This is a genomic window from Streptomyces sp. NPDC046379 (assembly GCF_055587785.1).
In genome coordinates this window covers 211,359-236,195 of record NZ_JBVJFP010000013.1, presented here as the reverse complement: position 1 = coordinate 236,195, position 24,837 = coordinate 211,359, and the positions used below count along the sequence as shown (strand labels likewise).

Here is a 24,837-nt window from a genome sequence, read left to right as displayed (position 1 = left end):
CACCGCACGGCGCCTGTCCGGGAATCGTCCTGGACAGGCGCCGTTCGTCTGTCAAGAGGGGAATTTCGGCGCCGGGGGGTAGTGAAGGGAGCAAATCCGTTCCCAGGAAGGTCAGTTGTGGTGCTGAATGGGGAGTGCGGTGATACGCAACGGCGCACGCCCGGCTCATCCGAGGGAGTGCGCGACTGGCGGCTGAGAGGGGTATGTCCGTGCCTGCTTTCTCACACAGCACCACAGCGACCGCGACAGCGATCGCCGTTCCACCGTCGCTCCGCCTTCCGGAGATCGAGGCGGCGTTTACCCGGCAACTGCACCCGTATTGGCCCAGGCTCCAGGAGAGGACCCGCACCTGGCTCCTGGAAAAGCGGCTCATGCCCGCGGACAAGGTCGAGGAATATGCCGATGGCCTGTGCTACACGGATCTCATGGCCGGGTACTACCTCGGCGCGCCCGACCCGGTCCTGCAGGCGATAGCCGACTACAGCGCGTGGTTCTTCGTCTGGGACGACCGCCACGACCGGTACATCGTCCACCGCAGGCCGGCCGCCTGGGGCAGGCTGCGCAAGGGGCTGCACCAGGCCCTGGACTCCCCGCGGGAACACCTGCACCACCGGGACCCGCTGGTCGCCGGGCTGGCCGACAGCGCGCTCAGGCTGTTCTCGTTCCTGCCCGGGTCCTGGAACGCCCGCTTCACCCGTCACTTCCACGAGGTGATAGAGGCATACGACCGGGAATTCAGAAACCGCACCGAAAGGATCGTCCCGACCGTCGAGGAGTACCTCGCCCTGCGCCGGCTCACCTTCGCCCACTGGATCTGGACCGACCTGTTGGAGCCGAGTGCCGGCCGTGAACTCCCGGACCAGGTGCGAAAACATCCGGCATTCCGGCGGGCGGCGCTCCTCAGCCAGGAATTCGCCGCGTGGTACAACGACCTCTGCTCGCTCCCCAAGGAAATCGCGGGGGACGAGGTGCACAATCTCGGAATCAGCCTCATCGCGCATGAGGGAATGAATCTGGAAGAGGCGATCGCCGAAGTGCGGCGACGTGTCGAGAACTGTGTGAGCGAATTCCTGGCGGCCGAGCGGAAAGCGCTCGCGTTCGCCGACTCGCTCGCCGACGGAACGGCCCGGGGCGCCGAACTGAGCGAGGCCGTACGCGCCTGCCTCGGGAACATGCGGAACTGGTTCAGTTCCGTCTACTGGTTCCACCACGAGTCCGGCCGCTACATGGTCGACAACTGGGACGACCGGTCCACACCCCCGTACGTCGACAACGAAACGGCAGGTGAGAAATGACCGTCGAAGCCGTGAAATCCGAGCTGGGCGCACCTCCCCTCGCGGGCGGCGCGGTGCCGCTCCTCGGGCACGGGCTGCGGCTGGTCCGCGACCCGCTGCGCTTCATGTCCCGGCTGCGCGACCACGGCGACGTGGTCCGGCTGCGGCTCGGCCCCAAGACGGTGTACGCCGTCACCACCCCGGAGCTGACCGGCGCCCTGGCGCTGAGCCCCGACTACAAGATCGACGGGCCGTTGTGGGAGTCGCTGGAGGGCCTGCTCGGCAAGGAGGGCGTGGCCACGGCCAACGGTCCCCGCCACCGCCGCCAGCGCCGCACCGTCCAGCCCGCGTTCCGGCTCGACGCCATCCCGGCCTACGCATCGGTCATGGAGGAGGAGGCGCACGCCCTCACCACCCGCTGGCGGCCCGGCGAGACCGTCGACTGCACCGCGGAGTCCTTCCGGGTCGCCGTCCGCATCGCCGCCCGCTGCCTGCTGCGGGGCCAGTACATGGACGAGCGCGCCGAGCGGCTGTGCACCGCCCTCGCCACCGTCTTCCGCGGCATGTACCGCCGGATGGTGATCCCGCTCGGCCCGCTGTACCGGCTGCCCCTTCCGGCCAACCGGGAATTCAACCGGGCACTGGCCGATTTGCATCTCCTCGTGGACGAGATCGTCGCCGAGCGCCGCGCATCCGGTCAAAGGCCGGACGATCTGCTGACGGCATTGCTGGAAGCGAAGGACGACAACGGCGACCCGATCGGGGAACAGGAGATCCACGACCAGGTCGTCGCGATACTCACCCCCGGAAGCGAAACCGTCGCTTCCACGGTGATGTGGCTGCTCCAGGTGCTCGCCGTCCATCCGGAACAGGCCGACCGGATCCGGGACGAGGTCCAATCCGTGACCGGCGGCCGGCCCGTCGCATTCGACGACGTCCGCCGGCTCACCCACACCAACAATGTCGTCGTCGAGTCGATGCGTTTGCGCCCGGCCGTCTGGATATTGACCCGGCGGGCGGTCAGGGACACCGAACTCGGCGGCTATCGCATTCCGGCCGGGGCCGACATCGTGTACAGCCCGTATGCGATCCAGCGCGATCCGCGTTCGTACGCGCACCACCTCGAGTTCGATCCCGATCGCTGGCTTCCGGAACGTGCCAAGGAAGTGCCCAAATATGCCATGAGCCCGTTCAGCGTGGGTAACCGGAAGTGCCCGAGCGACCATTTCTCCATGGCACAGCTGACCCTGCTGACGGCGGCCCTGGCCACCAGGTACCGCTTCGAACAGGTGCCTGGCTCCGACGACACGACCCGCGTGGGCATCACGCTCCGTCCCCACAGGCTGCTGCTGCGGCCGGTGGAGCGGTGAGCCGCCGCCTGCCGGCGCCCGGCCGGGCGGCCTGCGGATCGCAGTCGGGGCCCCTGAACGTGCGCCGGTAGGCGTTCGGCGTGGTGCCCAGCGACCGCACGAACTGGTGTCGCAGCGCCGCCGCGTTGCCGAACCCGGCACGCCCGGCGATCGCGTCCACCGTCTCGTCCGTCGCCTCCAGCAGCCGCTGGGCCAGCAGCACGCGCTGGCGCAGGATCCAGCGGTACGGGGTCGTCCCCGTCTCCTGCTGGAAGCGGCGGGCGAAGGTGCGCGGCGACATCAGGGCACGGGCGGCGAGCTGTTCGACGGTCACCTCGCGGTCGAGGTTGCGCTCCATCCACACCAGCACGTCGGCGACGGAGTCGGCCTCCGAGCGGGGCAGCGGGCGCTCGATGTACTGGGCCTGGCCGCCGTCCCGGTGCGGCGGCACCACCATCCGCCGGGCGATCCGGTTGGCGACCTCGGGGCCCTGTTCCTTGCGCACGATGTGCAGACAGGCGTCGATGCCGGCCGCGGTGCCCGCCGAGGTGATCACCGGGTCCGCGTCGACGTACAGCACGTCCGGCTCCACCACGGCTCTCGGGTACTGCCGGGACAGTTCACCGGCGTGCCGCCAGTGGACCGCGCAGCGCCGGCCGTCCAGCAACCCGGCGGCGCCCAGCACGAAGGCGCCGGAGCACACGCTGAGCACCCGCGCGCCCCGGTCCACGCCCCGGCGCAGCGCGGCCAGCAGCTCGGGCGGGAAGATCCGGGTGTCGTAGGCGGACCCGGCCGGCACGGCGATCAGGTCGGCCGACTCCAGCCGGTCGAGACCGTGTTCGACCTGCACCGAGAAACCGGCGTTGGAACGCAGCGTCGGTCCCTCGGCCGAGACGACCGCGAAGTCGTACACCGGCAGCCCGTCGTCGCTGCGGTCGATGCCGAAGACCTCGCAGACGACGCCGAGTTCGAAGGGGTTCACACCGTCGACGAGGACGGCGGCCACGTTCTGGAGCATGCGCCCCAGTGTGCCGTACGGCTGGCAGGAATTCGAGGTTCTCGGTCAGTCCTGCCACTGTCAGGAGCGTCTCACGCTGACGAGACTTACCGCATGAACGCATTCCGCGACTACGCGACCGTCCTGATCATCGCCGCCGTCCTCGCCGCCCCGGCGCTCGTGGGCCTGTTCCACGAGCGCCGGATCGACCGGCAGCTGAATCCCCGGCCGAAGGCTCAGAAGTCCTCGTCCAGGTCCACCGTGCCCTCCACCGCGACCTGGTACGCCGAGGGCCGCCGCTCGAAGAAGTTGGTCAGCTCCTGAACCCCCTGCAGCTCCATGAACGAGAAGGGGTTCTCGGAGCCGTACACCGGGGCGAAGCCGAGGCGGGTCAGCCGCTGGTCGGCGACGCACTCCAGGTACTGCCGCATCGACTCGGTGTTCATCCCCGGGAGGCCGTCGCCGCACAGGTCGCGCGCGAACTGCAGCTCGGCCTCGACGGCCTCCCGCAGCATGGCGGTGACCTCGTCCCGCAGCTCCTCGTCGAACAGCTCCGGCTCCTCCGCACGGACGGTGTCGACCACGTCGAAGGCGAACGACATGTGCATCGTCTCGTCCCGGAACACCCAGTTGGTGCCGGTGGCCAGGCCGTGCAGGAGCCCCCGGCCGCGGAACCAGTAGACGTACGCGAAGGCCCCGTAGAAGAACAGGCCCTCGATGCACGCGGCGAAGCAGATCAGGTTCAGCAGGAAGCGGCGCCGGTCCGCCCGCGTCTCGAGCCGGTCCAGCTTCTCCACCGAGTCCATCCACCGGAAGCAGAATTCGGCCTTCTCCCGGATGGACGGGATGTTCTCCACGGCGGCGAACGCGGCGGCGCGGTCCTCCGGGTCGGGCAGATAGGTGTCGAGCAGCGTCAGATAGAACTGGACGTGGACGGCCTCCTCGAACAGCTGTCGCGACAGATACAGCCGCGCCTCGGGGGAGTTGATGTGCTTGTAGAGCGTCAGCACCAGGTTGTTCGCGACGATCGAGTCGCCGGTCGCGAAGAAGGCGACCAGCCGGCCGATCAGATGCCGCTCGCCGGGCGTCAGCCTCGCGAGGTCGGCGACGTCCGAGTGGAGGTCGACCTCCTCCACGGTCCAGGTGTTCTTGATGGCGTCCCGGTAGCGCTCGTAGAAGTCCGGGTAGCGCATGGGGCGCAGGGTCAGCTCGAAGCCGGGGTCGAGCAGGTTCTGGCTGGTCTTCACTGGCAGGCCTCGCAGGACTCGGGGTTTTCCAGGGAGCAGGCGACGGCCTCGTCGGAGGAGACCGGCGGCGCGGGGACGGCCGCCCGTGCCGCGCGGGCGATCCGGGTCGCCGGGCGGGAGCGCAGGTAGTACGTCGTCTTCAGGCCCCGCTTCCAGGCGTACGCGTACATCGAGGAGAGCTTGCCGATGGTCGGCGTCTCCAGGAACAGGTTCAGCGACTGCGACTGGTCCAGGTACGGCGTGCGGTCGGCGGCCATGTCGATCAGGGCGCGCTGCGGGATCTCCCACGCCGTGCGGTACAGGCGCCGTACGTCCTCGGGGATCCGGGCGAAGTCCCGCACCGAGCCGTTCGACTCGCGCAGCGCCTCACGGCTGCGGGCGTCCCAGACGCCGAGCCGCTTGAGGTCCTCCACCAGGTACGGGTTGACCTGGAGGAACTCGCCGGAGAGGGTCTCGCGCTTGAACAGGTTGGACACCTGCGGCTCGATGCACTCGTAGACGCCCGCGATGGAGGCGATGGTGGCGGTCGGCGCGACGGCCAGCAGCAGACAGTTGCGCAGGCCGGTGGCGGCGATCCGCTCGCGCAGCGCCGCCCACCGCTCGGGCCAGGCGGGCTCGACGCCGTAGTGGTCGGGGTGCAGGACGCCGCGGGCGGTACGGGTCTTCTCCCACGCCGGCAGCGGGCCGCTGCGCTCGGCCAAATCGGCGGAGGCCTCGTACGCGGCCAGCATGATCCGCTCGGCGATCCTGGTGGACAGGGCGCGTGCCTCGGGGGAGTCGAAGGGCAGCCGCAGCTTGAAGAAGACGTCCTGGAGGCCCATCACGCCGAGGCCGACCGGACGCCAGCGGGCGTTGGAGCGGCCGGCCTCCTCGGTCGGGTAGAAGTTGACGTCCACGACCCGGTCGAGGAAGACGACGGCGGTGCGGACGGTGTCGTCCAGCCGCTCCCAGTCCATGTCCGAGCCGCTCACGAAGGCGCCGAGGTTGACCGAGCCCAGGTTGCAAACCGCCGTCTCGCCGTCGTCGGTGACCTCCAGGATCTCCGTGCAGAGGTTGGAGGAGTGGACGACGTGACCGGGCTCGGCGGTCTGGTTGGCGGTGCGGTTGGCGGCGTCCTTGAAGGTCATCCAGCCGTTGCCGGTCTGCGCGAGGGTGCGCATCATCCGGCCGTACAGCTCCCGCGCGGGCAGGACCTTGCGGGCGAGGCCCTTCTCCTCTGCCGCGCGGTAGGCGGCGTCGAACTCCTCGCCCCACAGGTCGGTCAGCTCCGGCACGTCGGACGGGGAGAACAGCGACCACGCGCCGTCGGCGTCGACGCGGCGCATGAACTCGTCCGGGACCCAGTGCGCGAGGTTCAGGTTGTGGGTGCGGCGGGCGTCCTCACCGGTGTTGTCGCGCAGCTCCAGGAACTCCTCGATATCCGCGTGCCAGGTCTCCAGGTACACCGCCGCGGCTCCCTTGCGCCGGCCTCCCTGGTTCACGGCGGCCACCGAGGCGTCGAGGGTCTTCAGGAACGGGACGATGCCGCCCGAGTGCCCGTTGGTGCCGCGGATCAGCGAACCCCGGGCACGGACGCGGGAGTAGGCGATGCCGATGCCGCCCGCGTGCTTCGACAGGCGGGCGACCTGGTGGTAGCGGTCGTAGATCGAGTCCAGCTCGTCCTGCGGGGAGTCGAGGAGGTAGCAGGACGACATCTGGGGGTGGCGGGTGCCGGAGTTGAAGAGGGTGGGGGAGGAGGGGAGGTAGTCGAGGCGGCTCATCAGCCGGTAGAGGGCGGCGACCTCGTCGACCGCGCGCGCGGTGTCGTCCTCGGCGAGGCCGGCGGCGACGCGGAGCAGGAAGTGCTGGGGCGTCTCGACGACCTTGCGGGTGACCGGGTGGCGCAGCAGGTAGCGGCTGTGCAGGGTGCGCAGGCCGAAGTAGCCGAAGCGGTCGTCGGCGGCCGGGTCGACCAGGGCGTCGAGGCGGTCGGCGTGGAGGCGCACGAACCGCGCGGTGCGGTCCGCGACGAGGCCCTCGCGGTGACCGGTCGCGACCGACTCGGTGAACGTGGTGACGCCCTGGGAGGCGGCCTCGGCGCGGAGGGTCTGGGTGAGCAGCCGGGCGGCGAGCTTCGAGTGGGCGGGGTCCTCGGAGATCAGGCCGGCGGCGGCCTCCGTGGCCAGTTCGCGCAGTTCGGCCTCGTCCGCGTGCGCCGATCGGCCGCGCAGCGCGGCGGCGGCGACCCGTCCGGGGTCGGCGCCGGGGAGGTCGGCGGTCAGCTCGGTCAGGGTCCGCAGCAGGGCGGCTCCGGGGGCGTCGTCGGCGGGCTGGGCCGACTGCGACGCCCGAGTCGCCTGCGTCGTGTGTGTCGCCTGGGTCGCTGAAGCGGGATCCGCTGGCGCGATGGTCACGTGGGGGCTCTCCCTCGCTCGGCACGGGGCCTGCGAGGGCGGGGCAGCTCACGAGCGCACGCGGCGTCGCGTCCACCGACCCATTCCACGAGGCCCGGACGTCATGCGCCGGGCCGGTCGGCCGGGCGCGCTGCCGGCAGGTCGTCGGACTCGACAGGCGTGCGTGAACACGCGTGTACACCGTTGCGGGACAGTTCCGGATTCGCACCGGATTCCCCTGCGGCGGCAGCGAGCATGAGCATACATCTTGTGTCGGTCGCGGAAAGCACCCCCAGATGTTGTGCCCCGCCGTGTCGCGTCGGAGCGCGGGAGTGCCGGAGGCGGGGACGGCGAAGCGTCAGGGCGGGCCGCGGTCGGGTCGGGCCGGGTCGGGTCGGGTCGGGTCGGAGGAGCGTCAGCGCAGGGCGAGCGCGTAGGTGATCAGCAGGACGTCGTCCACGTCCGGGAGGGGGTTCCAGTCGCGCTCCGGGGTGCGGACGAAACCCAGCCGCTCGTAGATGCGGTGGGCGGCGTGCATCGTGCGCTGACTGGACAGCACGACGCCGTTGCAGCCGGTCAGGCTCCGCGCCCGCTCGACGCAGGCGCGGGCCAGCGCCTCGCCGACGCCCCGGCCGCGTGCGGCGTGCGCGACCGCGAGCATCCGTATCTCGGCTTCGCCGGGCTCCGCGATGTCGGCCATGGGACCGCCGGAGGGCACGAAGGTGACGCCGCCGAGCACCTCGCCGTCGCGCACGGCGACCAGTACCTCGGCGTGGGCGGCGCGCTTCGCCACGTCCCGCAACTCGCCCAGGTACGCGTCGCTCTCACCGAAGTCGAGGAGGCCGTCCTGGAGATAGGCATGCGCGGTGATCTCTCCGAGGGGCGCGTACTCGGCGGGTTCCGCCGGGCGGATGACGATGTCCATGGGGGGAGTGTGCACGACGGCGGGCCGCCGCAGGTCCTGCCTGCGACGGCCCGCCGGGGTGTGCGTCGGTCAGTGGGCCGATCCCGCGGTGGCCGGCGGGAGTTCCACCTGGACGCCCGGGTCGCCGGCGTCCGCGGTGTAGTCCTCGGGGCGCGTCTCGTCGACGCCGTCGGGGGCCTTCACCGCCCGCAGCACGAAGGTCAGGACCACCGTCACCGCCAGGTTGATCACGAACGCCGTGAGGCCGATGTAGCCGATCTCGCCGATGCCGGGGATCTCCTTCGACGAGCCGCCGAAGTGCTTCTGCGTCGGCGAGGCGACGCCGTACGCGGCGACCGTGCCGTAGAGCATGCCGACCGCCCAGCCGGCCAGCAGCGCCCAGCGGTGGAACCAGCGCGTGAACAGGCCGCCCACCAGCGCCGGGAACGTCTGGAGGATCCAGATGCCGCCCAGCAGCTGGAAGTTGATGGCCACCGTCTTGTCCATGGTCAGGACGAAGGCGAGCGCGCCCACCTTCACCAGCAGCGACACCAGCTTGGAGACCCGGGTCTCCTGCTCCGGCGTGGCGTCCGGCTTGAGGAAGTCCTTGTAGATGTTGCGGGTGAACAGGTTCGCCGCCGCGATCGACATGATCGCCGCCGGGACCAGCGCGCCGATGCCGATGGCCGCGAAGGCGACGCCCGCGAACCAGTCCGGGAACATGTTCTCGAACAGCTGCGGGATCGCCAGCTGCCCGTTGGACACCTTGACCCCGGCCGCGATGGCCATGAAGCCGAGCAGCGCCAGCAGGCCGAGCATCAGCGAGTACAGCGGCAGGATCGTGGTGTTGCGGCGGATCACCTCACGGCTGCGCGAGGACAGCGTCGCGGTGATCGAGTGCGGGTACATGAACAGCGCGAGCGCGGAGCCCAGCGCCAGCGTGGCGTACGTCCACTGGCCCGCGTCGCCCGGCACCAGCGCCCCGCGCGGAGCGCCCGTCGCCGGGTTGGTCTCGCCGAACGCCTCGCCCGCCTTGGCGAAGACGTCGTCGAAGCCGCCCAGCTTGATCGGGATGTAGATGATCGCCACCGCGATGACGATGTAGATCAGCGTGTCCTTCACGAACGCGATCAGCGCCGGCGCCCGCAGCCCCGACGAGTAGGTGTACGCGGCCAGCACGCCGAAGGCGATCAGCAGCGGCAGGTCCTTGATGAACCAGTTGGTGTCCTCGCCGCCGCCGACGCCCATGACGTCCAGCACGGCCTGGATGCCGACCAGTTGGAGCGCGATGTACGGCATCGTCGCCAGGATGCCGGTGAGCGCCACCGCCAGCGACAGGCCCTTGGAGCCGAACCGGCCGCGCACGAAGTCGGACGTCGTCACATAGCCGTGCTTGTGCGAGACCGACCACAGGCGGGGCAGGAAGGTGAAGATCAGCGGGTAGACCAGGATGGTGTACGGCACGGCGAAGAACCCGGCCGCGCCCGCCGCGTAGATCGCCGCCGGGACCGCCACGAAGGTGTACGCCGTGTAGAGGTCGCCGCCGAGCAGGAACCACGTGACCCAGGTGCCGAACGACCGGCCGCCCAGGCCCCATTCGTCGAGGCTGTGCTCGTTCTCGGCCCTGCGCCAGCGCGAGGCGAGGAAGCCCATGACCGTGACGGCCAGGAAGAAGAAGATGAAGACGGCGAGCGCGACGCCGTTGACGCCCTCGTTCATCGCGCGGCACCGCCCTTCCGGCCGCCGCGGGCGCGCTGGTCACGCTGCCAGAGCTTGAAGGCGACCATCGTCAGCGCCGTGGAGATGAGCACCCACGCCATCTGGTACCAGTAGAAGAACGGGATGCCGATGAACTGCGGTTCGGTTCTGGCGTACGACCCGACCCACAGCATGGCGACGAACGGCGCTGTGAGGCAGAGGGCGATGACGACGCGCGCGGGCGTCACCACCGGCCCTCTGCCGGTTTCTGGGGCTTGCGACATGGCGGCTCCCGTCCCCTCACTGATCACCTGTTTGCAATGCGCAGGCAATCTAGGTCAGCGACCGGCGCAAACGGAACCCCTCGACGCACTCGACGTGCGGTTTTCCGAGGTCCGTTCCGGAGGTGCGGTCGTGAGCCCGAGGGCCGCCCCCGTTCCTGGGGCCGGGGTCAGTCCTGCGGCCGCTTCAGGCGGGCCACGAACTTGTACCGGTCCCCGCGGTAGACCGAGCGCACCCACTCCACCGGCCGCCCCTCGCGGTCCAGGGAGTGGCGGGAGAGCATCAGCATCGGCAGGCCCACGTCGGTGCCCAGCAGACCGGCCTCGCGCGGGGTGGCCAGCGAGGTCTCGATGGTCTCCTCGGCCTCGGCGAGATGGACGTCGTACACCTCGGCCAGCGCGGTGTAGAGGGACGTGTACTTGGCCAGGCTGCGGCGCAGCGCCGGGAAGCGCTTGGCGCTCAGGTGGGTCGTCTCTATGGCCATGGGCTCGCCGTTGGCCATGCGCAGCCGCTCGATGCGCAGCACCCGGCCGCCGGCCGTGATGTCGAGCAGCCCGGCGAGGGTGTCGTCGGCCGTGATGTAGCCGACGTCCAGCAGCTGGGAGGTGGGCTCCAGGCCCTGGGCGCGCATGTCCTCGGTGTACGAGGTCAGTTGCAGCGCCTGCGACACCTTCGGCTTGGCGACGAACGTGCCCTTGCCCTGGATGCGCTCCAGCCGGCCCTCGACCACCAGCTCCTGGAGGGCCTGGCGGACCGTCGTGCGCGAGGTGTCGAACTCGGCGGCGAGCGTGCGCTCCGGGGGCACCGGCGTGCCGGGGGCCTGCGTCTCGGTCATCTCGAGCAGGTGCTTCTTCAGGCGGTAGTACTTGGGCACGCGCGCGGTACGGACGGTCGCCCCACCCTCGTTCTCCGCACTGCTGACGTCGGTGCTCATGCTCTGCCTTCCCGGCTCCGGGTGCCGAAACGACCGACATATCCGTCGGTCACGGCTCACATCGTGGCACGGCCTCGGCGCGGAAAGGTCCTCCGCACGCTCCGTGATCCCCTCTGTATACCGTCGGCGCGCTTCGTTGGTCTAGTCCATCTCACGGTAAGTGGTCTACCCGCAGTGTGTCGTGTCGGGGCGCTGTTTTCGACGGGTTGTTACTTAAAGGTTCCTGCATATGTAGGTCCCATAACGGCTGGTGAGAGGCGTTCCGTGACCCTTGACACGCCATATGGTCTGGGCCAAGCTCCCGGTACTGGTCTACACCATTGGTCCAGGTCCCGGCCCCACGGACGGTGCGCACGGCGCCCACGTCACATCGCGGGGACGAGGGGGGTTTGCAGCATCCCTGAGGAGGGTGGCGTGAAGCGCAAGCTGATATCCGCGATCGGTGTCGCGGGCATGCTGATGTCCATCGCGGCGTGCGGTGGCGACGACGGCGGCAGCGAGGGCAAGTCGGGAGCGGACGGCTACGCCGGCCAGACGCTCACGGTCTGGGTGATGGACGGTTCGTCCCCCGACCAGTGGCAGAAGGACGTCGCCGCCGCCTTCGAGAAGAAGACCAAGGCGAAGGTCAAGTTCGAGATCCAGCAGTGGAACGGCATCCAGCAGAAGCTGACCACCGCCCTGTCCGAGGAGAACCCGCCGGACGTCTTCGAGATCGGCAACACCCAGACGCCGGCCTACGCCAAGACCGGCGGCCTGGCCGACCTGGCCGACCTGAAGGCCGAGATCGGCGGCGAGTGGACCGAGGCGCTGAACAACTCCTCCGTCTACGAGGGCAAGCAGTACGCGGCGCCCTGGTACTTCGCCAACCGCGTGGTCATCTACAACAAGAAGGTCTGGAAGGACGCGGGCATCACCGAGACGCCCAAGACCCGTGACGAGTTCTACGACGCCCTGAAGACGATCGGCGAGAAGACCGACGCCGAGCCGATCTACCTGCCCGGCCAGAACTGGTACCACTTCGTCGGCCTGGTGGTCGGCGAGGGCGGCGAACTGGTCAAGAAGGAGGGCGACAAGTACGTCTCCAACCTGGCCGACCCGAAGGTCGCCGCCGCCATGGAGACCTACAAGAAGTTCCAGTCCCTCTCCAAGGCGCCCAAGGACAAGGACGAGGCCACCCCGCAGCAGGGCGAGGTCTTCGGCAAGGGCGACGTCGGCGCGTTCATCGGCATGGGCTGGGAAGCCGGCATCGCGATCGAGGCCAACCCGAAGATCGAGAAGGAGATCGGCTACTTCACCATCCCCGGTGCGACGGCCGACAAGCCCGAGGGCGTCTTCCTCGGCGGCTCCAACCTCGCCGTCGCCGCGGGCAGCCAGAAGCAGGAACTCGCCAAGGAATTCCTGAAGATCGCCCTGTCCGACGAGTACGAGGGCCAGCTGGCCAAGCTCAACGGCGTCATCCCGAACAAGGAGTCGCTGCAGGCCAACGTCAAGGGCAACCCCGCCGCCGAGGCCATGGCGCCGGCCGCCGCGGGCGGTGGCACCACGCCGCTGATCCCGGAGTGGGCCGCCGTGGAGAACGCGCCCAACCCGGTCAAGACCTACATGACCGCCGTGCTCAACGGAAAGTCGCCGGCCGAAGCCGCCAAGCAGGTCGAGGACGAGTTCAACAAGCGTCTGTCCCAGGAGAGCTGACGGCGCGGGTGATCAACGGGGAGCGGGGGCCGCACGTTTCCGTACGGCCCCCGCTCCCGTGACACCGCAGGTCGAGAGAAGAGATGGCGAGCATGACCGTGCAGACCGAACGGCCGCCCTCCGGCCCCGCGGACGTCGTCAAGGCCGACGACTCCGGATCCGGCAAGCCAGCCCAGCGAGCCGCCTCGCGCACCGGCGCGCTCGCCCCGTACCTGTTGCTGCTGCCCGCCCTCGCGGCCACCGTGCTGCTGCTGGGCTGGCCGCTGCTGAAGGACATCCTGCTGTCCTTCCAGAACCTCAACATGACGCAGCTGATCCAGCGCGTCACCGAGTGGAACGGCGTCGACAACTACCGGGAGGTCCTCACCAGCGAGGACTTCTGGCGGGTCACCGTCCGGTCGATCGTGTTCACCGCCGTCAACGTCGTCCTGACCATGGTCATCGGCTCCCTGGTCGGACTGCTGCTGGCCCGGCTCGGACCGCGGATGCGGGTCACCCTGCTGATCGGCCTCGTGCTGGCCTGGGCGATGCCCGTGGTCGCCGCGTCCACCGTCTACCAGTGGCTGTTCGCCCAGCGCTTCGGCGTCGTCAACTGGGTGCTGGACAAGCTCGGCTGGCACTCGATGGCCGACTACAGCTGGACCAGCAGCCAGATGTCGACGTTCTTCGTCGTCACCGTGCTGATCGTCTGGATGTCCGTCCCGTTCGTCGCGATCAACCTCTACGCGGCGACCACCACGATCCCCTCGGAGCTGTACGAGGCCGCGTCCCTGGACGGCGCCGGCGCCTGGCGGAGCTTCACCACCGTCACCCTGCCGTTCCTGCGCCCGTTCCTCTACGCGACGACGTTCCTGGAGATCATCTGGATCTTCAAGGCGTTCGTGCAGGTCTTCACCATCAACGGCGGCGGCCCCGACCGGCTCACCGAGATCCTGCCCGTCTACGCCTACGTCGAGGGCGTCGGCAACCAGCACTACGGCATGGGCGCGGCGATCGCCGTGCTGACCATCCTGATCCTGCTCGCCCTCACCGCCTACTACCTGCGGATCGTGCTCAAGCAAGAGGAGGACGAGCTGTGAAGCGCTCACTCTTCGGCCGCGTGTGGCCCAACGTCACGGCCGTCGTCCTGTTCGTCGGCTTCGTCTTCCCCGTGTACTGGATGTTCGCCACGGCGTTCAAGCCGACCGGCGACATCATCTCGGAGACGCCCGTCTGGTTCCCGACCGACGTCACCTTCGACCACTTCGAGACGGCGACCGGCGCCGACCACTTCTGGACGTTCGTCCGCAACTCGCTGACCGTCACCGTCCTCGCCGTGCTCTTCTCCCTCGTCATCGCGCTGGCCGGGTCCTTCGCCCTGGCGCGGATGCGGTTCCGGGGCCGGCGCGGCTTCGTCGTCGGCTTCATGCTCGCCCAGATGGCGCCCTGGGAAGTCATGATCATCGCGATGTACATGATCGTCCGGGACGCGTCGATGCTCAACAGCCTCGTCCCGCTGACGCTCTTCTACATGATGATGGTCCTCCCCTTCACCATCCTGACGCTGCGCGGCTTCGTCGCCGCCGTGCCCCGGGAGCTGGAGGAGGCCGCGATGGTCGACGGCTGCACCCGCGCCCAGGCCTTCCGCCGGGTCATCCTGCCGCTGCTCGCGCCCGGTCTGATGTCCACGTCGATGTTCGGCTTCATCACCGCCTGGAACGAGCTGCCCCTGGTCCTGGTGCTGAACAAGGAGGCCGAGGCCCAGACGCTGCCGCTGTGGCTGACCAGCTTCCAGTCCGTGTTCGGCAACGACTGGGGCGCGACCATGGCGGCGTCGTCCCTGTTCGCCGTACCCGTCCTGATCCTCTTCGTCTTCCTGCAGCGCAGGGCCGTCAGCGGCCTGACCGCCGGCGCCGTGAAGGGATAACGCCCGCGATGACGACATTCGCCAGCGACACCGACACCCTCACACGGGACGCGCTGACGGTCCTGCAGCCCGGCTTCACCGGCACCACCGCGCCCGACTGGGTGCTGCGCCGGCTCGGCGAGGGCCTCGCCTCCGTCGGCCTGTTCGGCCGCAACATCGCCACTCCCGAGCAGCTCGCCGCGCTCACTGCGCAGCTGCGCGCCGAGCGGGACGACGTGCTGGTCGCGATCGACGAGGAGGGCGGCGACGTCACCCGCCTGGAGGTGCGCACCGGCTCCTCCTTCCCCGGCAACCACGCGCTCGGCGCCGTGGACGACGTCGAGCTGACCCGCGCGGTGGCCGCCGAACTGGGCCGCCGGCTGGCCGCCTGCGGGGTCAACTTCAACTGGGCCCCCGACGCCGACGTCAACTCCAACCCGGACAACCCGGTGATCGGCGTGCGCTCCTTCGGCGCCGACCCCGCCCTGGTCGCCCGGCACACCGCCGCGTACGTCACCGGTCTGCAGTCCGCGGGCGTGGCGGCCTGCACCAAGCACTTCCCCGGCCACGGCGACACGGCCGTGGACTCCCACCACGCGCTGCCGCGCATCGACGTGGACCCGGCGGTGCTGGGGGAGCGCGAGCTGGCCCCCTTCCGCGCGGCCATCGCCGCCGGCACCCGGGCCGTGATGAGCGCCCACATCCTCGTCCCCGCCCTCGACCCGGACCGCCCGGCGACCCTGTCCCGGCGCATCCTGACCGACCTGCTGCGCGGCGAACTCGGCTACGACGGCCTGATCGTCACCGACGGCATGGAGATGCAGGCCATCGCCGGCACCTACGGCATCGAGCGGGGCAGCGTCCTCGCGGTCGCGGCCGGCGCCGACGCCATCTGCGTGGGCGGCGGGCTCGCGGACGACGAGACGGTACGGCGACTGCGCGACGCCCTGGTCACCGCGGTGCGCTCCGGCGAGCTGCCCGAGGAACGGCTGGCCGACGCGGCCCAGCGGGTGCGCGACCTGGCCCGTTGGACGGCGACCTCCTCGGCCGCCGCCGCGGGCCCGACCGCCGACACCGAGGTCGGCCTGCGCGCCGCCCGCCGCGCCCTGCGCGTCTCCGGCGCGGACGGCTTCACGCCGCTCACCGCCGCGCCGTACGTCGCCGCGCTGACGCCGGTCGCGAACATCGCCGTCGGCGACGAGACGCCGTGGGGCCTGGGAGCGGCGCTGGCCGCGCTGCTGCCCGGCACCGGGGCCGGCGCCTTCTCCGGCGCGGACGCGGCGACCGGGGCCCTCGCGGAGGCGGGCGCCCGCCGGATCGTGGCGGTCGTCCGCGACGAACACCGCCATCCCTGGATGGCCGACGCCCTCGACGCCCTGCTGGCGGCCCGCCCCGACACGATCGTGGTCGAGATGGGCGTCCCCCAGGCCCCGCCGCGCGGCGCCCTGCACATTGCCACCCACGGCGCGGCCGAGGTCTGCGGCCGGGCGGCGGCAGAGGTCATCGCGGGAGCCTGACGGCCGACCCCTCCCCCCGTTCACCCGGGCAGCACGTTGCACACCTGCTCACACATGTAGTACTTCTTATACATGAGTGAGCAGGTGCACAACAGGTTGGCGATGGTGCGCGCGGAACGGAAGGTGTCGCGCCAGAGCCTGGCCGAGGCGGTGGGCGCCCACTACCAGACCATCGGCTACATCGAGCGGGGCCAGTACAACCCCAGCCTCGACCTGGCGCTGAGGATCGCGAGGTTCTTCTCCCTGCCGGTCGAGGCGCTGTTCTCCCTCGAACCGTTCCCGCCGCTCACGGACGAGGTCTACGGGAGGAACCAGCGATGACGACCACGCGCCTGACCGGCTACGACCGCACCATGCTGCGGCTGATGAACAACCCCCGAGGGCGGCGGATCCACGCCACGGCAACCCGCCGGCGCCTGGTCGTCGCCGTCCACGCCGTGCTCACCGCGGCCATCGGGGCGCTGCTCGTCCACCTCTTCCTCGCGCCGGGCGAGCCGGTGTGGGCCCTCGTCGCGGCGGGGCTGCTCCTGCTGCCCTGGATGGTCGCGACGGGAATCATCAACAGCGCCACGCGCGGCCTGCTGGAACTGCGCGAGCGCATCCTCGACGAGCGGCAGGCCGCCGAGCGCCGCCGAGTCCTGGCCCGCGCCCACCGGGTGACGATGCTGCTCCTCCTGGTGGCCGTGGCCGCCTTGCTGACCGCGGGCGCGATCGACGGCCACGCCCCCAGGGCCTACGCCGCGCCCGTCCTCGTCGCCGTCCTGGTGGTCCACTGGCTGATGCCGCTGTGGGTGGCCGGCCTCACGGCCCGGGACGAGCCCGCGGAGGACGAGATCGCCGGCGCGTGAGCCGCCGGCCGGCTCAGATGCCCTGCCAGGCCGGCTTGTTCGCGTACGTCTGCCGGAAGTAGTCGGCGAGCTTCAGCTTCGAGGCGGCGGCCTCGTCGACGACGACCGTCGCGTGCGGGTGGAGCTGGAGCGCCGAGGCCGGGCACACCGCGGCGACCGGTCCCTCCACGGTCGCGGCGACCGCGTCGGCCTTGCCCTCGCCGGTGGCCAGCAGCACGAGGTGCCGCGCCTCCAGGATGGTGCCGATGCCCTGGGTGATGACGTGGTGCGGGACCTGGTCGATGTCACCGTCGAAGAAGCGGGCGTTGTCGACGCGGGTCTGCTCCGTGAGCGTCTTGATCCGGGTGCGCGAGGCGAGCGACGAGCAGGGCTCGTTGAACCCGATGTGCCCGTCGGTCCCGATCCCGAGCAGCTGGAGATCCACCCCGCCGGCCTCCGCGAGCGCGCGGTCGTACGCCGCGCAGGCCGCCGCGACGTCCTCGGCGGTGCCGTCCGGCCCGAGGAACGCCTCCGTCCCGATGCCGAGGGGCTCCAGCACCTCGCGCCGCAGCACCGAGCGGTACGACTCCGGGTGCTCGGCCGGCAGCCCCACGTACTCGTCCAGCTGCGCCACCCGCACGCGCGCGGGGTCCACGGCGCCGGACCGCACCCTGGCCTCCAGCGCCCGGTAGACGGGCAGCGGCGTCGACCCCGTGGCCACACCGAGCAGGGCGTCGGGCTTGCGCCGGATCAGCTGCGCCATGGCCTCGGCAATCAGCTCGCCGCCGGCCTCGGCGTCCGGGACGATGACAACTTCCACGCTGGTCCTACCGATCTGAGAGAGGGCTCGGGGCACCCGAAAGGGGGCGTGTGGTTTAGACCAATCTAACAGAACGGGGCTGCGGAGAGCAGGGGTCGGAGCGGGGGAGCGGGGCGGCCGTCCGGACCTGCCGCGTGGGCCCCTCGAACTGTCCGCCGGCTGTATACGACCGACCCGTGCGCACCCCCTCTGAGCAGGGCTTCGATCAGGTGAGCGGCGTCGATCGGACATTGCGGGCGTGGGCTCGGGAGCGTCCGGAAGAAGTGGGGATCGCGAGCAAAATTCCCCTCGCCAAGTGGCCCCGCTGGCCACCCGGCCGGGTTACGCTTCCAAGCGCGAACAACCGCACAGCCTCCGACGCACGGCCCCGGCAACAAGCGGCTCCCGGCGCATGGACACGGACACTGGTCTAGTCCACAATCGTAGGGAATCGCAGCGGGACGCACAGCCTCCGTCTTCCCCGCACAGGAAGGCGGACCGAGGAACCGGAGCTCTCTGCCCTGACTGCCCCGGCTCCTCATCCTTCGGCCGATCGGGACCGCACACCCCACGGCCGATGATTGCTCCGGGCTGCGGTGCCGGGAGGGTTGAGGGTCCCTCCCAGGCGCCGCGGCCCGCGGGTGTCTCCCGGGCCGTACGGTTCAGCGTCGTACAACCGCACGGGTACGCTCACAGACGTGCCCTCCATGAACGAACTGGTCCGCCAGCACACCGCCCTCGACGACTCCGACCTCGAGTGGCTCCATCTGCTGGTCTCGGAGTGGCAGCTGCTCTCCGACCTCTCCTTCGCCGACCTGGTCCTGTGGGTCCCCACCCGCGACGGCACCCGCTACGTCTCCGTCGCCCAGATGCGGCCCAACACCGGCCCCACCTCCTACCAGGACGACATGGTCGGCCACCTCGTCCCGCGCGGCCGCCGCCCCATGCTGGACGCCGCGCTCGACGAGGGCAGGATCGTGCGCGAGGGCGACCCGGAGTGGCGCGAGGAGGTCCCCGTCCGCGTCGAGTCCATCCCGGTCCGGCGCGAGGGCCGCGTCCTCGGCGTCATCGCCCGCAACACCAACCTGCTCACCGTACGCACCCCGAGCCGCCTGGAGCTGACCTACCTCCAGAGCGCCTCCGACCTCGCCCAGATGATCGCGGCCGGCGCCTTCCCCTTCGCCAACCAGCAGGTCGACATGGACGCCTCGCCCCGCGTCGGCGACGGCCTGATCCGGCTCGACGCGGACGGCATCGTCCAGTACGCCTCCCCGAACGCCCTCTCCGCCTACCACCGCCTCGGCCTCGCCGCCGACCTCGTCGGCCACCACCTCGGCCGTACGACCGCCGAACTCGCCCCCTCCCGCGGTCCGGTGGACGAGGCGCTGGCCAAGGTGGCCAGCGGCTGGGCCCCGCGCGAGTTCGAGATCGAGTCCTCCGAGGGCGTGATCCAGGTCCGGGCGATCCCCCTCAAACCCAAGGGCACCCGCATCGGTTCGCTGGTGCTCCTGCGCGACGTCACGGAACTGCGGCGGCGCGAACGGGAGTTGATCACCAAGGACGCCACCATCCGGGAGATCCACCACCGGGTGAAGAACAACCTCCAGACCGTCGCCGCCCTGCTGCGCCTCCAGGCCCGCCGCATCGAGTCCGAACGCGGCCGGGCGGCCCTGGAGGAGGCGGTCCGCCGCGTCGGCTCCATCGCCATCGTGCACGAGACGCTCTCCCAGAACCTGGACGAGCGCGTGGAGTTCGACGAGATCGCCGACCGCGTCCTGGCGATGGTCGCCGAGATCTCCCCCGGCAAGGTGACCGGCCGGCGCACCGGCCGCTTCGGCATCCTGGACGCCGAGGTCGCCACCCCGCTGTCGATGGTCCTCACCGAGGTGCTGCAGAACGCGCTGGAGCACGGCTTCCGCGAGGGCGACACCGGCACCGTCGAGGTCTCGGCCGTCCGCGGCGGCACCACCAAGGAGGCCCGTCTGCTGGTCACCGTCCAGGACGACGGCGTCGGCCTGCCCGAGGGCTTCGACCCGCACACCTCCGGCAACCTGGGCCTGCAGATCGTACGGACGCTGGTGGAGGGCGAGTTGGGCGGCACGTTCGACATGGTCCCGGCGCCGGAGCGGGGCACGCAGGTCGTCCTGGACATCCCGGTGCGCCCGCAGAAGTGAGCCGCGCACGCCGGTGGTCCGGCAGGCCGGTGGTTTCCGGCGCCGGTGACGCCCGGAGACGTGGGGCGCGCCGGAAGCGCCGGTACGGAAGTGCCGGCACAGCAAAAAGCCCCGGACCTTGTCGGTCCGAGGCCAGTGCTCGCCGTGCTCGTTGAAGCGTAAGCGCAATCAGGGTACTGCGCGCTGCGACTCGGAGGCGGGGGAGTGCGTACTCGCTGTACGCGCCGCCAAGCTCAGGCTGTCAGCGGGGTGGCTTGTGTCAGGCGGAGGCCTGACGGGCCCGGTTGCGGGCGGCGCGGCGCTTCATCGCACGGCGCTCGTCCTCGCTGAGACCACCCCAGACGCCGGAGTCCTGACCGGACTCGAGCGCCCACTGCAGACACTGCTCGATCACCGGGCAGCGGCGGCAGACGGCCTTGGCTTCCTCGATCTGCAGCAGCGCAGGACCGGTGTTGCCGATGGGGAAGAAGAGCTCGGGGTCTTCCTCGCGGCAAACGGCGTTGTGACGCCAGTCCATGGCTGCTACCTCTCCTTGGGTATTACGTGCTAGTGCTTGTGAATGTGAACGCTTTCACGAATCCCTCAACAAGTGAAGGGCCGCCCGCCGGATCTTCCCGGCGTGGTCCGTGGTTTGTGAGGGGTTCCGGTGATCTCTGGAGGCCGGTGTTGCGGGCCGTCCCGATCGCCATGTAGAGACTCGCAAACCTCGGCGGCGGATACAACCCCTTCCGAAAAGTTTTTTTTGATTCCTCGGTGTCGACTAGGTCACAGCCGTACTTCCATGGGGTGGATCCTGGCCTAAACGTTCGAGTGAAAGGACTTTGGCGTTTTCCGCTCACACAATCACACGCAGTGCACGGCGTACGCCTGTGAACGTCACGCTGGTGCGCAGTCCCAGGTGGTCGCCGTCCATCTGAAGGGGCAGCGGCGCCTTCGAATGCAAGGTGAAGTCGGTCAGGTCGTGCAGGGAGACCGCGTGCTTGCCATGGGGTCCGCGCTCGGGGGACGAAGTGAGCAACTGCGTCCCATACCGGGCAACCGAGGCCGTCGACATCCGGCTGAGACCGAACACGTCCAGCCCCGTGTCGAACGACGCCTTGGGCGAGGCGTACATCGGCCGGTTGCCGAGGAAGGTCCACGGAGCCGTGTTCGACGCTATGCACAGCAGGAGATTCGTCACCGGGTCTTCACCCGCGCGTTCCAAAGTGATCAGGCCCTGCCGCCGGCTCGGCTCGCCCAGCAACTGGCGCAGCACCTGGCGCACATACAGGGCGTGCGTCGACTTCTTCCCGCGCTCGCGCTGCTGCTCGACCCGGCCGACCACGCCGGCGTCGAAGCCGAGCCCCGCGTTGAAGGTGAACCACCGCGACGGCACGGCCTCGTCCTCGGTGCCCGGCGTGCCGGAGGTCAGGCCGAGGCCGACCGTACGCTCGCGACCCTCGCGCAGCGCGTCCAGCAGCGCGCCGGTGGCCTCCACGGCGTCGTTCGGCAGGCCCAGCGCGCGGGCGAAGACGTTGGTGGAGCCGCCGGGGACCACGGCGAGGCCGGGGAGGCGGTCCGGGTCGGGTCCGGCGTGCAGCAGTCCGTTCACGACCTCGTTGACGGTGCCGTCACCGCCGAGGGCCACGACCAGGTCGATCTCGTCGCTCTCCGCCGCCTGCCGGCCGAGGTCACGCGCGTGCCCCCGGTACTCGGTGGTGACCGCCTCCAGCTTCATCTCGCTGGCGAGGGCGTGGATCAGGACGTCGCGCGTACGTGCGCTCGTAGTGGTTGCCGCCGGATTGACCACGAGAAGTGCACGCATGACTGGCAGGGTACCTACTGGGTGGTACCGGGCACAGGCCGGACCGGGGTTCGGGGCCGGATCGGGCCGTGAACCTCGACACGGGCGGCCGGGGCGCGACGGCTACCCTTCTGGCGTGAGCTCTCAAGCCAACCCCAGCCCCGAAGCCGCCGAAGAGGCGGGCCCCCGTCCCGTGCGGCTGACCGCGGCCGCCGCGCTGGTCGCGCTCGAAGGGCTCGTCCTGCTGGTCGGCGGCGTTTGGATCGCCGTGCTCGGTCTGACGGACGGCGCGGACAACCGGCAGCAGGCCGTGACCGGGGGCCTCACCCTGCTCGTGCTGGCGCTGCTGCCGCTGCTCGCCGCCCGCGGGCTGCTGCGCCGACGCCGCTGGAGCCGGGGCCCGGCGGTCTTCATGCAGATCATCGCGCTGCCCGTCGCCTACAACCTCCTCCAGGCCGACAGCATCGCCATCCCCGCGGGAATCGCCCTGGCGGCCGTGGCCGTCGCGGGCCTGCTGCTCCTGGTCAACCCCGAGACGAACCGGGCCCTCGGCATCCGAGGCCCGGGCGAGGCGGCCCAGCCGCCCGCGACGGAGGCACGCGGAGGGGCCGGTGCTTCCGGCGGGGTTGGCGGATCCGGCGCAGCCGGTGGTTCCGGCGCTTCCGGCCCGAAGAGCGGCGGGCCCGCCGGGAACACCGGCAGGCCAGGCGGGAAGCAGCAGCGTAAGAAGCGGTCCCGGTAGTAGAGGGACGCCCGGCGCGGACGCCCGGCGCGGTCGGGCGTGGACGCGGGTGCGGGCGGCCGGGTTGGAGGCGCCGGTAGGGCGCGCCGGCCGGCCGCGGCTCGGGGAGGCGGACCTGGAGGCTGCCCGGGCGGCGGACCCGGACGTCGTCCCGGCCTACTCCTCCACCAGCAGCTTCTCCCGGAGCTGGGCCAGCGTGCGGGCCAGCAGGCGGGAGACGTGCATCTGGGAGATGCCGACCTCCTGCGCGATCTGCGACTGCGTCATGTTGCCGAAGAAGCGCAGCAGCAGGATCCGCTTCTCGCGCGGCGGGAGGTCCTCCAGCAGCGGCTTGAGCGACTCCCGGTACTCCACGCCCTCCAGCGCCTCGTCCTCCGCGCCGAGGGTGTCGGCGACCGCCGGGGACTCGTCGTCGGTGTCGGGGACGTCCAGGGACAGCGTGGAGTAGGCATTGGCCGACTCCAGGCCCTCCAGGACCTCCTCCTCCGAGATGGCCAGCTTCTCGGCGAGCTCGTGGACCGTGGGGGAACGGCCGTGCAGCTGGGACAGCTCGGCCGTCGCCGTGGTCAGCGACAGGCGCAGCTCCTGGAGCCGGCGCGGGACGCGCACCGCCCAGCCCTTGTCGCGGAAGTGCCGCTTGATCTCACCGACGACCGTCGGGGTGGCGTACGTCGAGAACTCCACGCCGCGGTCCGGGTCGAACCGGTCCACCGACTTGATCAGCCCGATGGTGGCGACCTGGGTGAGGTCGTCCAGCGGCTCGCCCCGGTTGCGGAACCGGCGGGCGAGGTGCTCGACGAGCGGCAGGTGCATCCGGACCAGCTGGTTGCGCAGCTCGGCGTACTCCGGACTGCCGGCCGGGAGCGAGCGCAGCTCGACGAACATGGCGCGCGCTCCGCTGCGGTCCTGGGGAGCGGGATGCGCGGCCGGTGAGGTCTGGGTGACGGGCTGGGTGACCTGGGTGACCGCCTGCGCGCTCGGCGCGGCCGGCGCCTCGTCCTCGGAGTATCGCTCGTGCTCGCTCATCGTCCCGCCCGTCGCCCTTCCCCAGGGCCTCGTCTCGGCCCGGACAGGGGTGCCCCCGATCCGCCGCTCCTCGTCGGACGCGCCCCGCGCGGCGCCTTCCCGATCCAGGGGCCCGTCGCCCGGGAGACCGGCCCTCGCGGTGTCGTCGGCGTCGTCCTCCGGATGCGGCCGGGCCTGCTCGGGGATGCCGTCGATGCCGTCCACCATGCGCCGGAAACCGCTCGCACCGCCCGCGCCGCCGGTGTCCTCGGCAGGCAGCTCCCGTGTGTCGCGCTCTTCGTCCCGCACCGGCCCGTCCCCGTCCCTCACGCCGGCCCGGGTCCCGCGCCGCGCTGTTTGTAGAGGCTGATCGAAACGGTTCTGTCGTCGTCCACGGCGGAGGAGACCTTGCCCGCGAGGGCGGACAGGACGGTCCAGGCGAAGGTGTCCCGCGAGGGCGCGTGGCCGTCTGTGGTCGGCGCCGAGACGGTGACCTCCAGGGAGTCGTCGACGAGCCGGAAGACACAGCTGAGCACCGAGCCGGGCACGGCCTGCTGCAGCAGGATCGCGCAGGCCTCGTCCACCGCGATGCGCAGGTCCTCGATCTCGTCGAGGGTGAAGTCCAAACGGGCCGCGAGGCCGGCCGTGGCCGTCCGCAGCACCGACAGGTAGGCACCCGCGGCCGGCAGCCGGACTTCCACGAAGTCCTGGGTCGCGGGCTCGCCTGCGATCTGGGACACCCTCACCTCCAAGGTGGTACAAGCTCTACAGGGCCGAGGGTCGCCCCCCGGGGGTAACGCGCGTGTGGTGCAGCGGTGACGCTACCGCGCTCTCGACATTCCTGTCCCCGGGACCCCAACCCCTGCTGTCACTCATAGTAAACACATGAATACGCACAGTGGCTAGAGGGTGGGCGGCCCCAATTGGGAACAGCGCGCGCCGCATTGACGTACCCACACGTCAGACGCGCGAACCGTCGGATCGGTGCCGCATACCGGCCGCAGGGGACGGACTCGCACCCTACTCACACCGGACCGCTCACACGAGCACGTGATCGACGAAGCACCAACGCCAATTCTCCCCCGGTTCGAACGTCCGCATCACCGGGTGGCCGGACTCCTTGTGGTGTTCCGTCGCGTGCCGGCCCGGCGAGGAGTCGCAGCAGCCGACGTGACCGCAGGAGAGGCAGAGCCGCAACTGCACCGGATGCATGCCCGAGGCCAGGCACTCCGGGCAGGTGTCGGTGAGCGGAGCGGGTTCCGGGTGCGGCAGCGCGTCGGCGTGCGTGCACTGTTTCATGATTGCCAGGTTACGACGGCTGCGCGCGGTGCCGCGCGGAATACGAGGGCGGGCGAG

General features: G+C 70.6%; 23 protein-coding genes, 1 pseudogene and 1 riboswitch. Of the genes and pseudogenes, 11 read left to right on the top strand and 13 right to left on the bottom strand.

Features of this window, described 5'->3' with window-relative positions; genetic code table 11:
- Positions 1-209: 209 nt before the first annotated feature.
- Both cyc1 and ACZ6KF_RS23590 read left to right on the top strand, forming a co-directional pair.
- Positions 210-1,295, top strand: a complete 1,086-nt coding sequence (gene cyc1 / locus ACZ6KF_RS23595) for an epi-isozizaene synthase (protein ID WP_469157378.1) — start codon at positions 210-212, stop codon at positions 1,293-1,295.
- Positions 1,292-2,644 carry a bifunctional albaflavenone monooxygenase/terpene synthase gene (locus tag ACZ6KF_RS23590; RefSeq protein WP_356626514.1) on the top strand — a complete coding sequence of 451 codons (1,353 nt, stop codon included), beginning with the start codon at positions 1,292-1,294 and terminating at the stop codon, positions 2,642-2,644. Before cyc1 ends, ACZ6KF_RS23590 begins: the two co-directional genes overlap by 4 nt.
- Here ACZ6KF_RS23590 and ACZ6KF_RS23585 read toward each other — a convergent pair.
- Positions 2,598-3,641: a GlxA family transcriptional regulator gene (locus tag ACZ6KF_RS23585; protein WP_469157377.1), complete on the bottom strand. Its 1,044-nt coding sequence runs from the start codon at positions 3,639-3,641 to the stop codon at positions 2,598-2,600. The two genes, ACZ6KF_RS23590 and ACZ6KF_RS23585, sit on opposite strands and share 47 nt — an antisense overlap.
- Positions 3,642-3,734: 93 nt before the next feature.
- Here ACZ6KF_RS23585 and ACZ6KF_RS23580 point away from each other — a divergent pair, with 93 nt between their 5' ends.
- Positions 3,735-3,944: a hypothetical protein gene (locus tag ACZ6KF_RS23580; RefSeq protein ID WP_356626516.1), complete on the top strand. Its 210-nt coding sequence runs from the start codon at positions 3,735-3,737 to the stop codon at positions 3,942-3,944.
- Here ACZ6KF_RS23580 and ACZ6KF_RS23575 read toward each other — a convergent pair.
- From ACZ6KF_RS23575 to ACZ6KF_RS23550, 6 genes are all read right to left on the bottom strand, one after another.
- Positions 3,857-4,813: a ribonucleotide-diphosphate reductase subunit beta gene (locus tag ACZ6KF_RS23575; RefSeq protein WP_469157566.1), complete on the bottom strand. Its 957-nt coding sequence runs from the start codon at positions 4,811-4,813 to the stop codon at positions 3,857-3,859. The two genes, ACZ6KF_RS23580 and ACZ6KF_RS23575, sit on opposite strands and share 88 nt — an antisense overlap.
- 50 nt (positions 4,814-4,863) lie before the next feature.
- Positions 4,864-7,260 (bottom strand): ribonucleoside-diphosphate reductase subunit alpha, encoded by a 2,397-nt coding sequence (locus ACZ6KF_RS23570; protein ID WP_469239915.1) that lies wholly within the window; start codon positions 7,258-7,260, stop codon positions 4,864-4,866.
- 118 nt (positions 7,261-7,378) lie between these two features.
- Positions 7,379-7,502, bottom strand: a riboswitch (cobalamin riboswitch).
- Between the two features lie 152 nt (positions 7,503-7,654).
- On the bottom strand, positions 7,655-8,164 hold the full coding sequence (locus ACZ6KF_RS23565) for a GNAT family N-acetyltransferase (protein WP_469177271.1): 510 nt from the start codon (positions 8,162-8,164) through the stop codon (positions 7,655-7,657).
- A gap of 69 nt (positions 8,165-8,233) precedes the next feature.
- On the bottom strand, positions 8,234-9,862 hold the full coding sequence (gene mctP, locus ACZ6KF_RS23560) for a monocarboxylate uptake permease MctP (RefSeq protein WP_469239913.1): 1,629 nt from the start codon (positions 9,860-9,862) through the stop codon (positions 8,234-8,236).
- A complete protein-coding gene (locus ACZ6KF_RS23555) occupies positions 9,859-10,125 on the bottom strand; it encodes a DUF3311 domain-containing protein (protein WP_356626521.1) in 267 nt (88 codons plus the stop codon). Before ACZ6KF_RS23555 ends, mctP begins: the two co-directional genes overlap by 4 nt.
- 167 nt (positions 10,126-10,292) lie before the next feature.
- Positions 10,293-11,057, bottom strand: a complete 765-nt coding sequence (locus ACZ6KF_RS23550) for a GntR family transcriptional regulator (protein WP_356626523.1) — start codon at positions 11,055-11,057, stop codon at positions 10,293-10,295.
- A gap of 414 nt (positions 11,058-11,471) precedes the next feature.
- Here ACZ6KF_RS23550 and ACZ6KF_RS23545 point away from each other — a divergent pair, with 414 nt between their 5' ends.
- The 6 genes from ACZ6KF_RS23545 (at position 11,472) to ACZ6KF_RS23520 (ending at position 16,999) form a co-directional block, all read left to right on the top strand.
- Entirely contained in the window at positions 11,472-12,749 is a 1,278-nt protein-coding gene (locus ACZ6KF_RS23545; protein ID WP_356626524.1) for an extracellular solute-binding protein, read from the top strand.
- A 92-nt stretch (positions 12,750-12,841) separates the two neighbouring features.
- Positions 12,842-13,828 (top strand): carbohydrate ABC transporter permease, encoded by a 987-nt coding sequence (locus ACZ6KF_RS23540; RefSeq protein WP_356626525.1) that lies wholly within the window; start codon positions 12,842-12,844, stop codon positions 13,826-13,828.
- Complete coding sequence (locus tag ACZ6KF_RS23535; protein WP_356626527.1) at positions 13,825-14,655, top strand: carbohydrate ABC transporter permease; 831 nt, start codon at positions 13,825-13,827, stop codon at positions 14,653-14,655. Before ACZ6KF_RS23540 ends, ACZ6KF_RS23535 begins: the two co-directional genes overlap by 4 nt.
- An 8-nt stretch (positions 14,656-14,663) precedes the next feature.
- On the top strand, positions 14,664-16,151 hold the full coding sequence (locus ACZ6KF_RS23530; RefSeq protein ID WP_469239911.1) for a glycoside hydrolase family 3 protein: 1,488 nt from the start codon (positions 14,664-14,666) through the stop codon (positions 16,149-16,151).
- A 72-nt stretch (positions 16,152-16,223) separates the two neighbouring features.
- Positions 16,224-16,472 (top strand): helix-turn-helix transcriptional regulator, encoded by a 249-nt coding sequence (locus ACZ6KF_RS23525; RefSeq protein ID WP_356626529.1) that lies wholly within the window; start codon positions 16,224-16,226, stop codon positions 16,470-16,472.
- Positions 16,469-16,999, top strand: a complete 531-nt coding sequence (locus ACZ6KF_RS23520; protein ID WP_356626530.1) for a hypothetical protein — start codon at positions 16,469-16,471, stop codon at positions 16,997-16,999. Before ACZ6KF_RS23525 ends, ACZ6KF_RS23520 begins: the two co-directional genes overlap by 4 nt.
- A gap of 13 nt (positions 17,000-17,012) precedes the next feature.
- On the opposite strand, the gene nagB is transcribed toward ACZ6KF_RS23520, so the two are convergent.
- A complete protein-coding gene (nagB, locus tag ACZ6KF_RS23515) occupies positions 17,013-17,798 on the bottom strand; it encodes a glucosamine-6-phosphate deaminase (RefSeq protein WP_356626531.1) in 786 nt (261 codons plus the stop codon).
- A 686-nt stretch (positions 17,799-18,484) separates the two neighbouring features.
- On the opposite strand from nagB, the gene ACZ6KF_RS23510 reads away from it, so the two are divergent.
- Positions 18,485-19,951 (top strand): sensor histidine kinase, encoded by a 1,467-nt coding sequence (locus ACZ6KF_RS23510; protein WP_469157565.1) that lies wholly within the window; start codon positions 18,485-18,487, stop codon positions 19,949-19,951.
- A gap of 259 nt (positions 19,952-20,210) precedes the next feature.
- Here the strand turns inward: ACZ6KF_RS23510 and ACZ6KF_RS23505 are convergent, their stop codons facing one another.
- Complete coding sequence (locus tag ACZ6KF_RS23505; RefSeq protein ID WP_003992873.1) at positions 20,211-20,468, bottom strand: WhiB family transcriptional regulator; 258 nt, start codon at positions 20,466-20,468, stop codon at positions 20,211-20,213.
- A gap of 318 nt (positions 20,469-20,786) precedes the next feature.
- Entirely contained in the window at positions 20,787-21,755 is a 969-nt protein-coding gene (locus tag ACZ6KF_RS23500; protein ID WP_469157374.1) for a diacylglycerol/lipid kinase family protein, read from the bottom strand.
- A gap of 115 nt (positions 21,756-21,870) precedes the next feature.
- Between ACZ6KF_RS23500 and ACZ6KF_RS23495 the strand changes: the two are divergent.
- Positions 21,871-22,308, top strand: a pseudogene (locus tag ACZ6KF_RS23495) (hypothetical protein); the annotation flags it as partial.
- Between the two features lie 324 nt (positions 22,309-22,632).
- Here ACZ6KF_RS23495 and ACZ6KF_RS23490 read toward each other — a convergent pair.
- From ACZ6KF_RS23490 to ACZ6KF_RS23480, 3 genes are all read right to left on the bottom strand, one after another.
- Positions 22,633-23,811 (bottom strand): RNA polymerase sigma factor SigF, encoded by a 1,179-nt coding sequence (locus tag ACZ6KF_RS23490; protein ID WP_469157373.1) that lies wholly within the window; start codon positions 23,809-23,811, stop codon positions 22,633-22,635.
- Positions 23,808-24,221 carry an ATP-binding protein gene (locus ACZ6KF_RS23485; RefSeq protein ID WP_351923228.1) on the bottom strand — a complete coding sequence of 138 codons (414 nt, stop codon included), beginning with the start codon at positions 24,219-24,221 and terminating at the stop codon, positions 23,808-23,810. Before ACZ6KF_RS23485 ends, ACZ6KF_RS23490 begins: the two co-directional genes overlap by 4 nt.
- Before the next feature lie 298 nt (positions 24,222-24,519).
- The gene (locus ACZ6KF_RS23480) at positions 24,520-24,780 is read right to left on the bottom strand and encodes a UBP-type zinc finger domain-containing protein (protein WP_356626536.1); all 261 of its coding nucleotides are present in this window, start codon (positions 24,778-24,780) and stop codon (positions 24,520-24,522) included.
- Between the last annotated feature and the right edge of the window lie 57 nt (positions 24,781-24,837).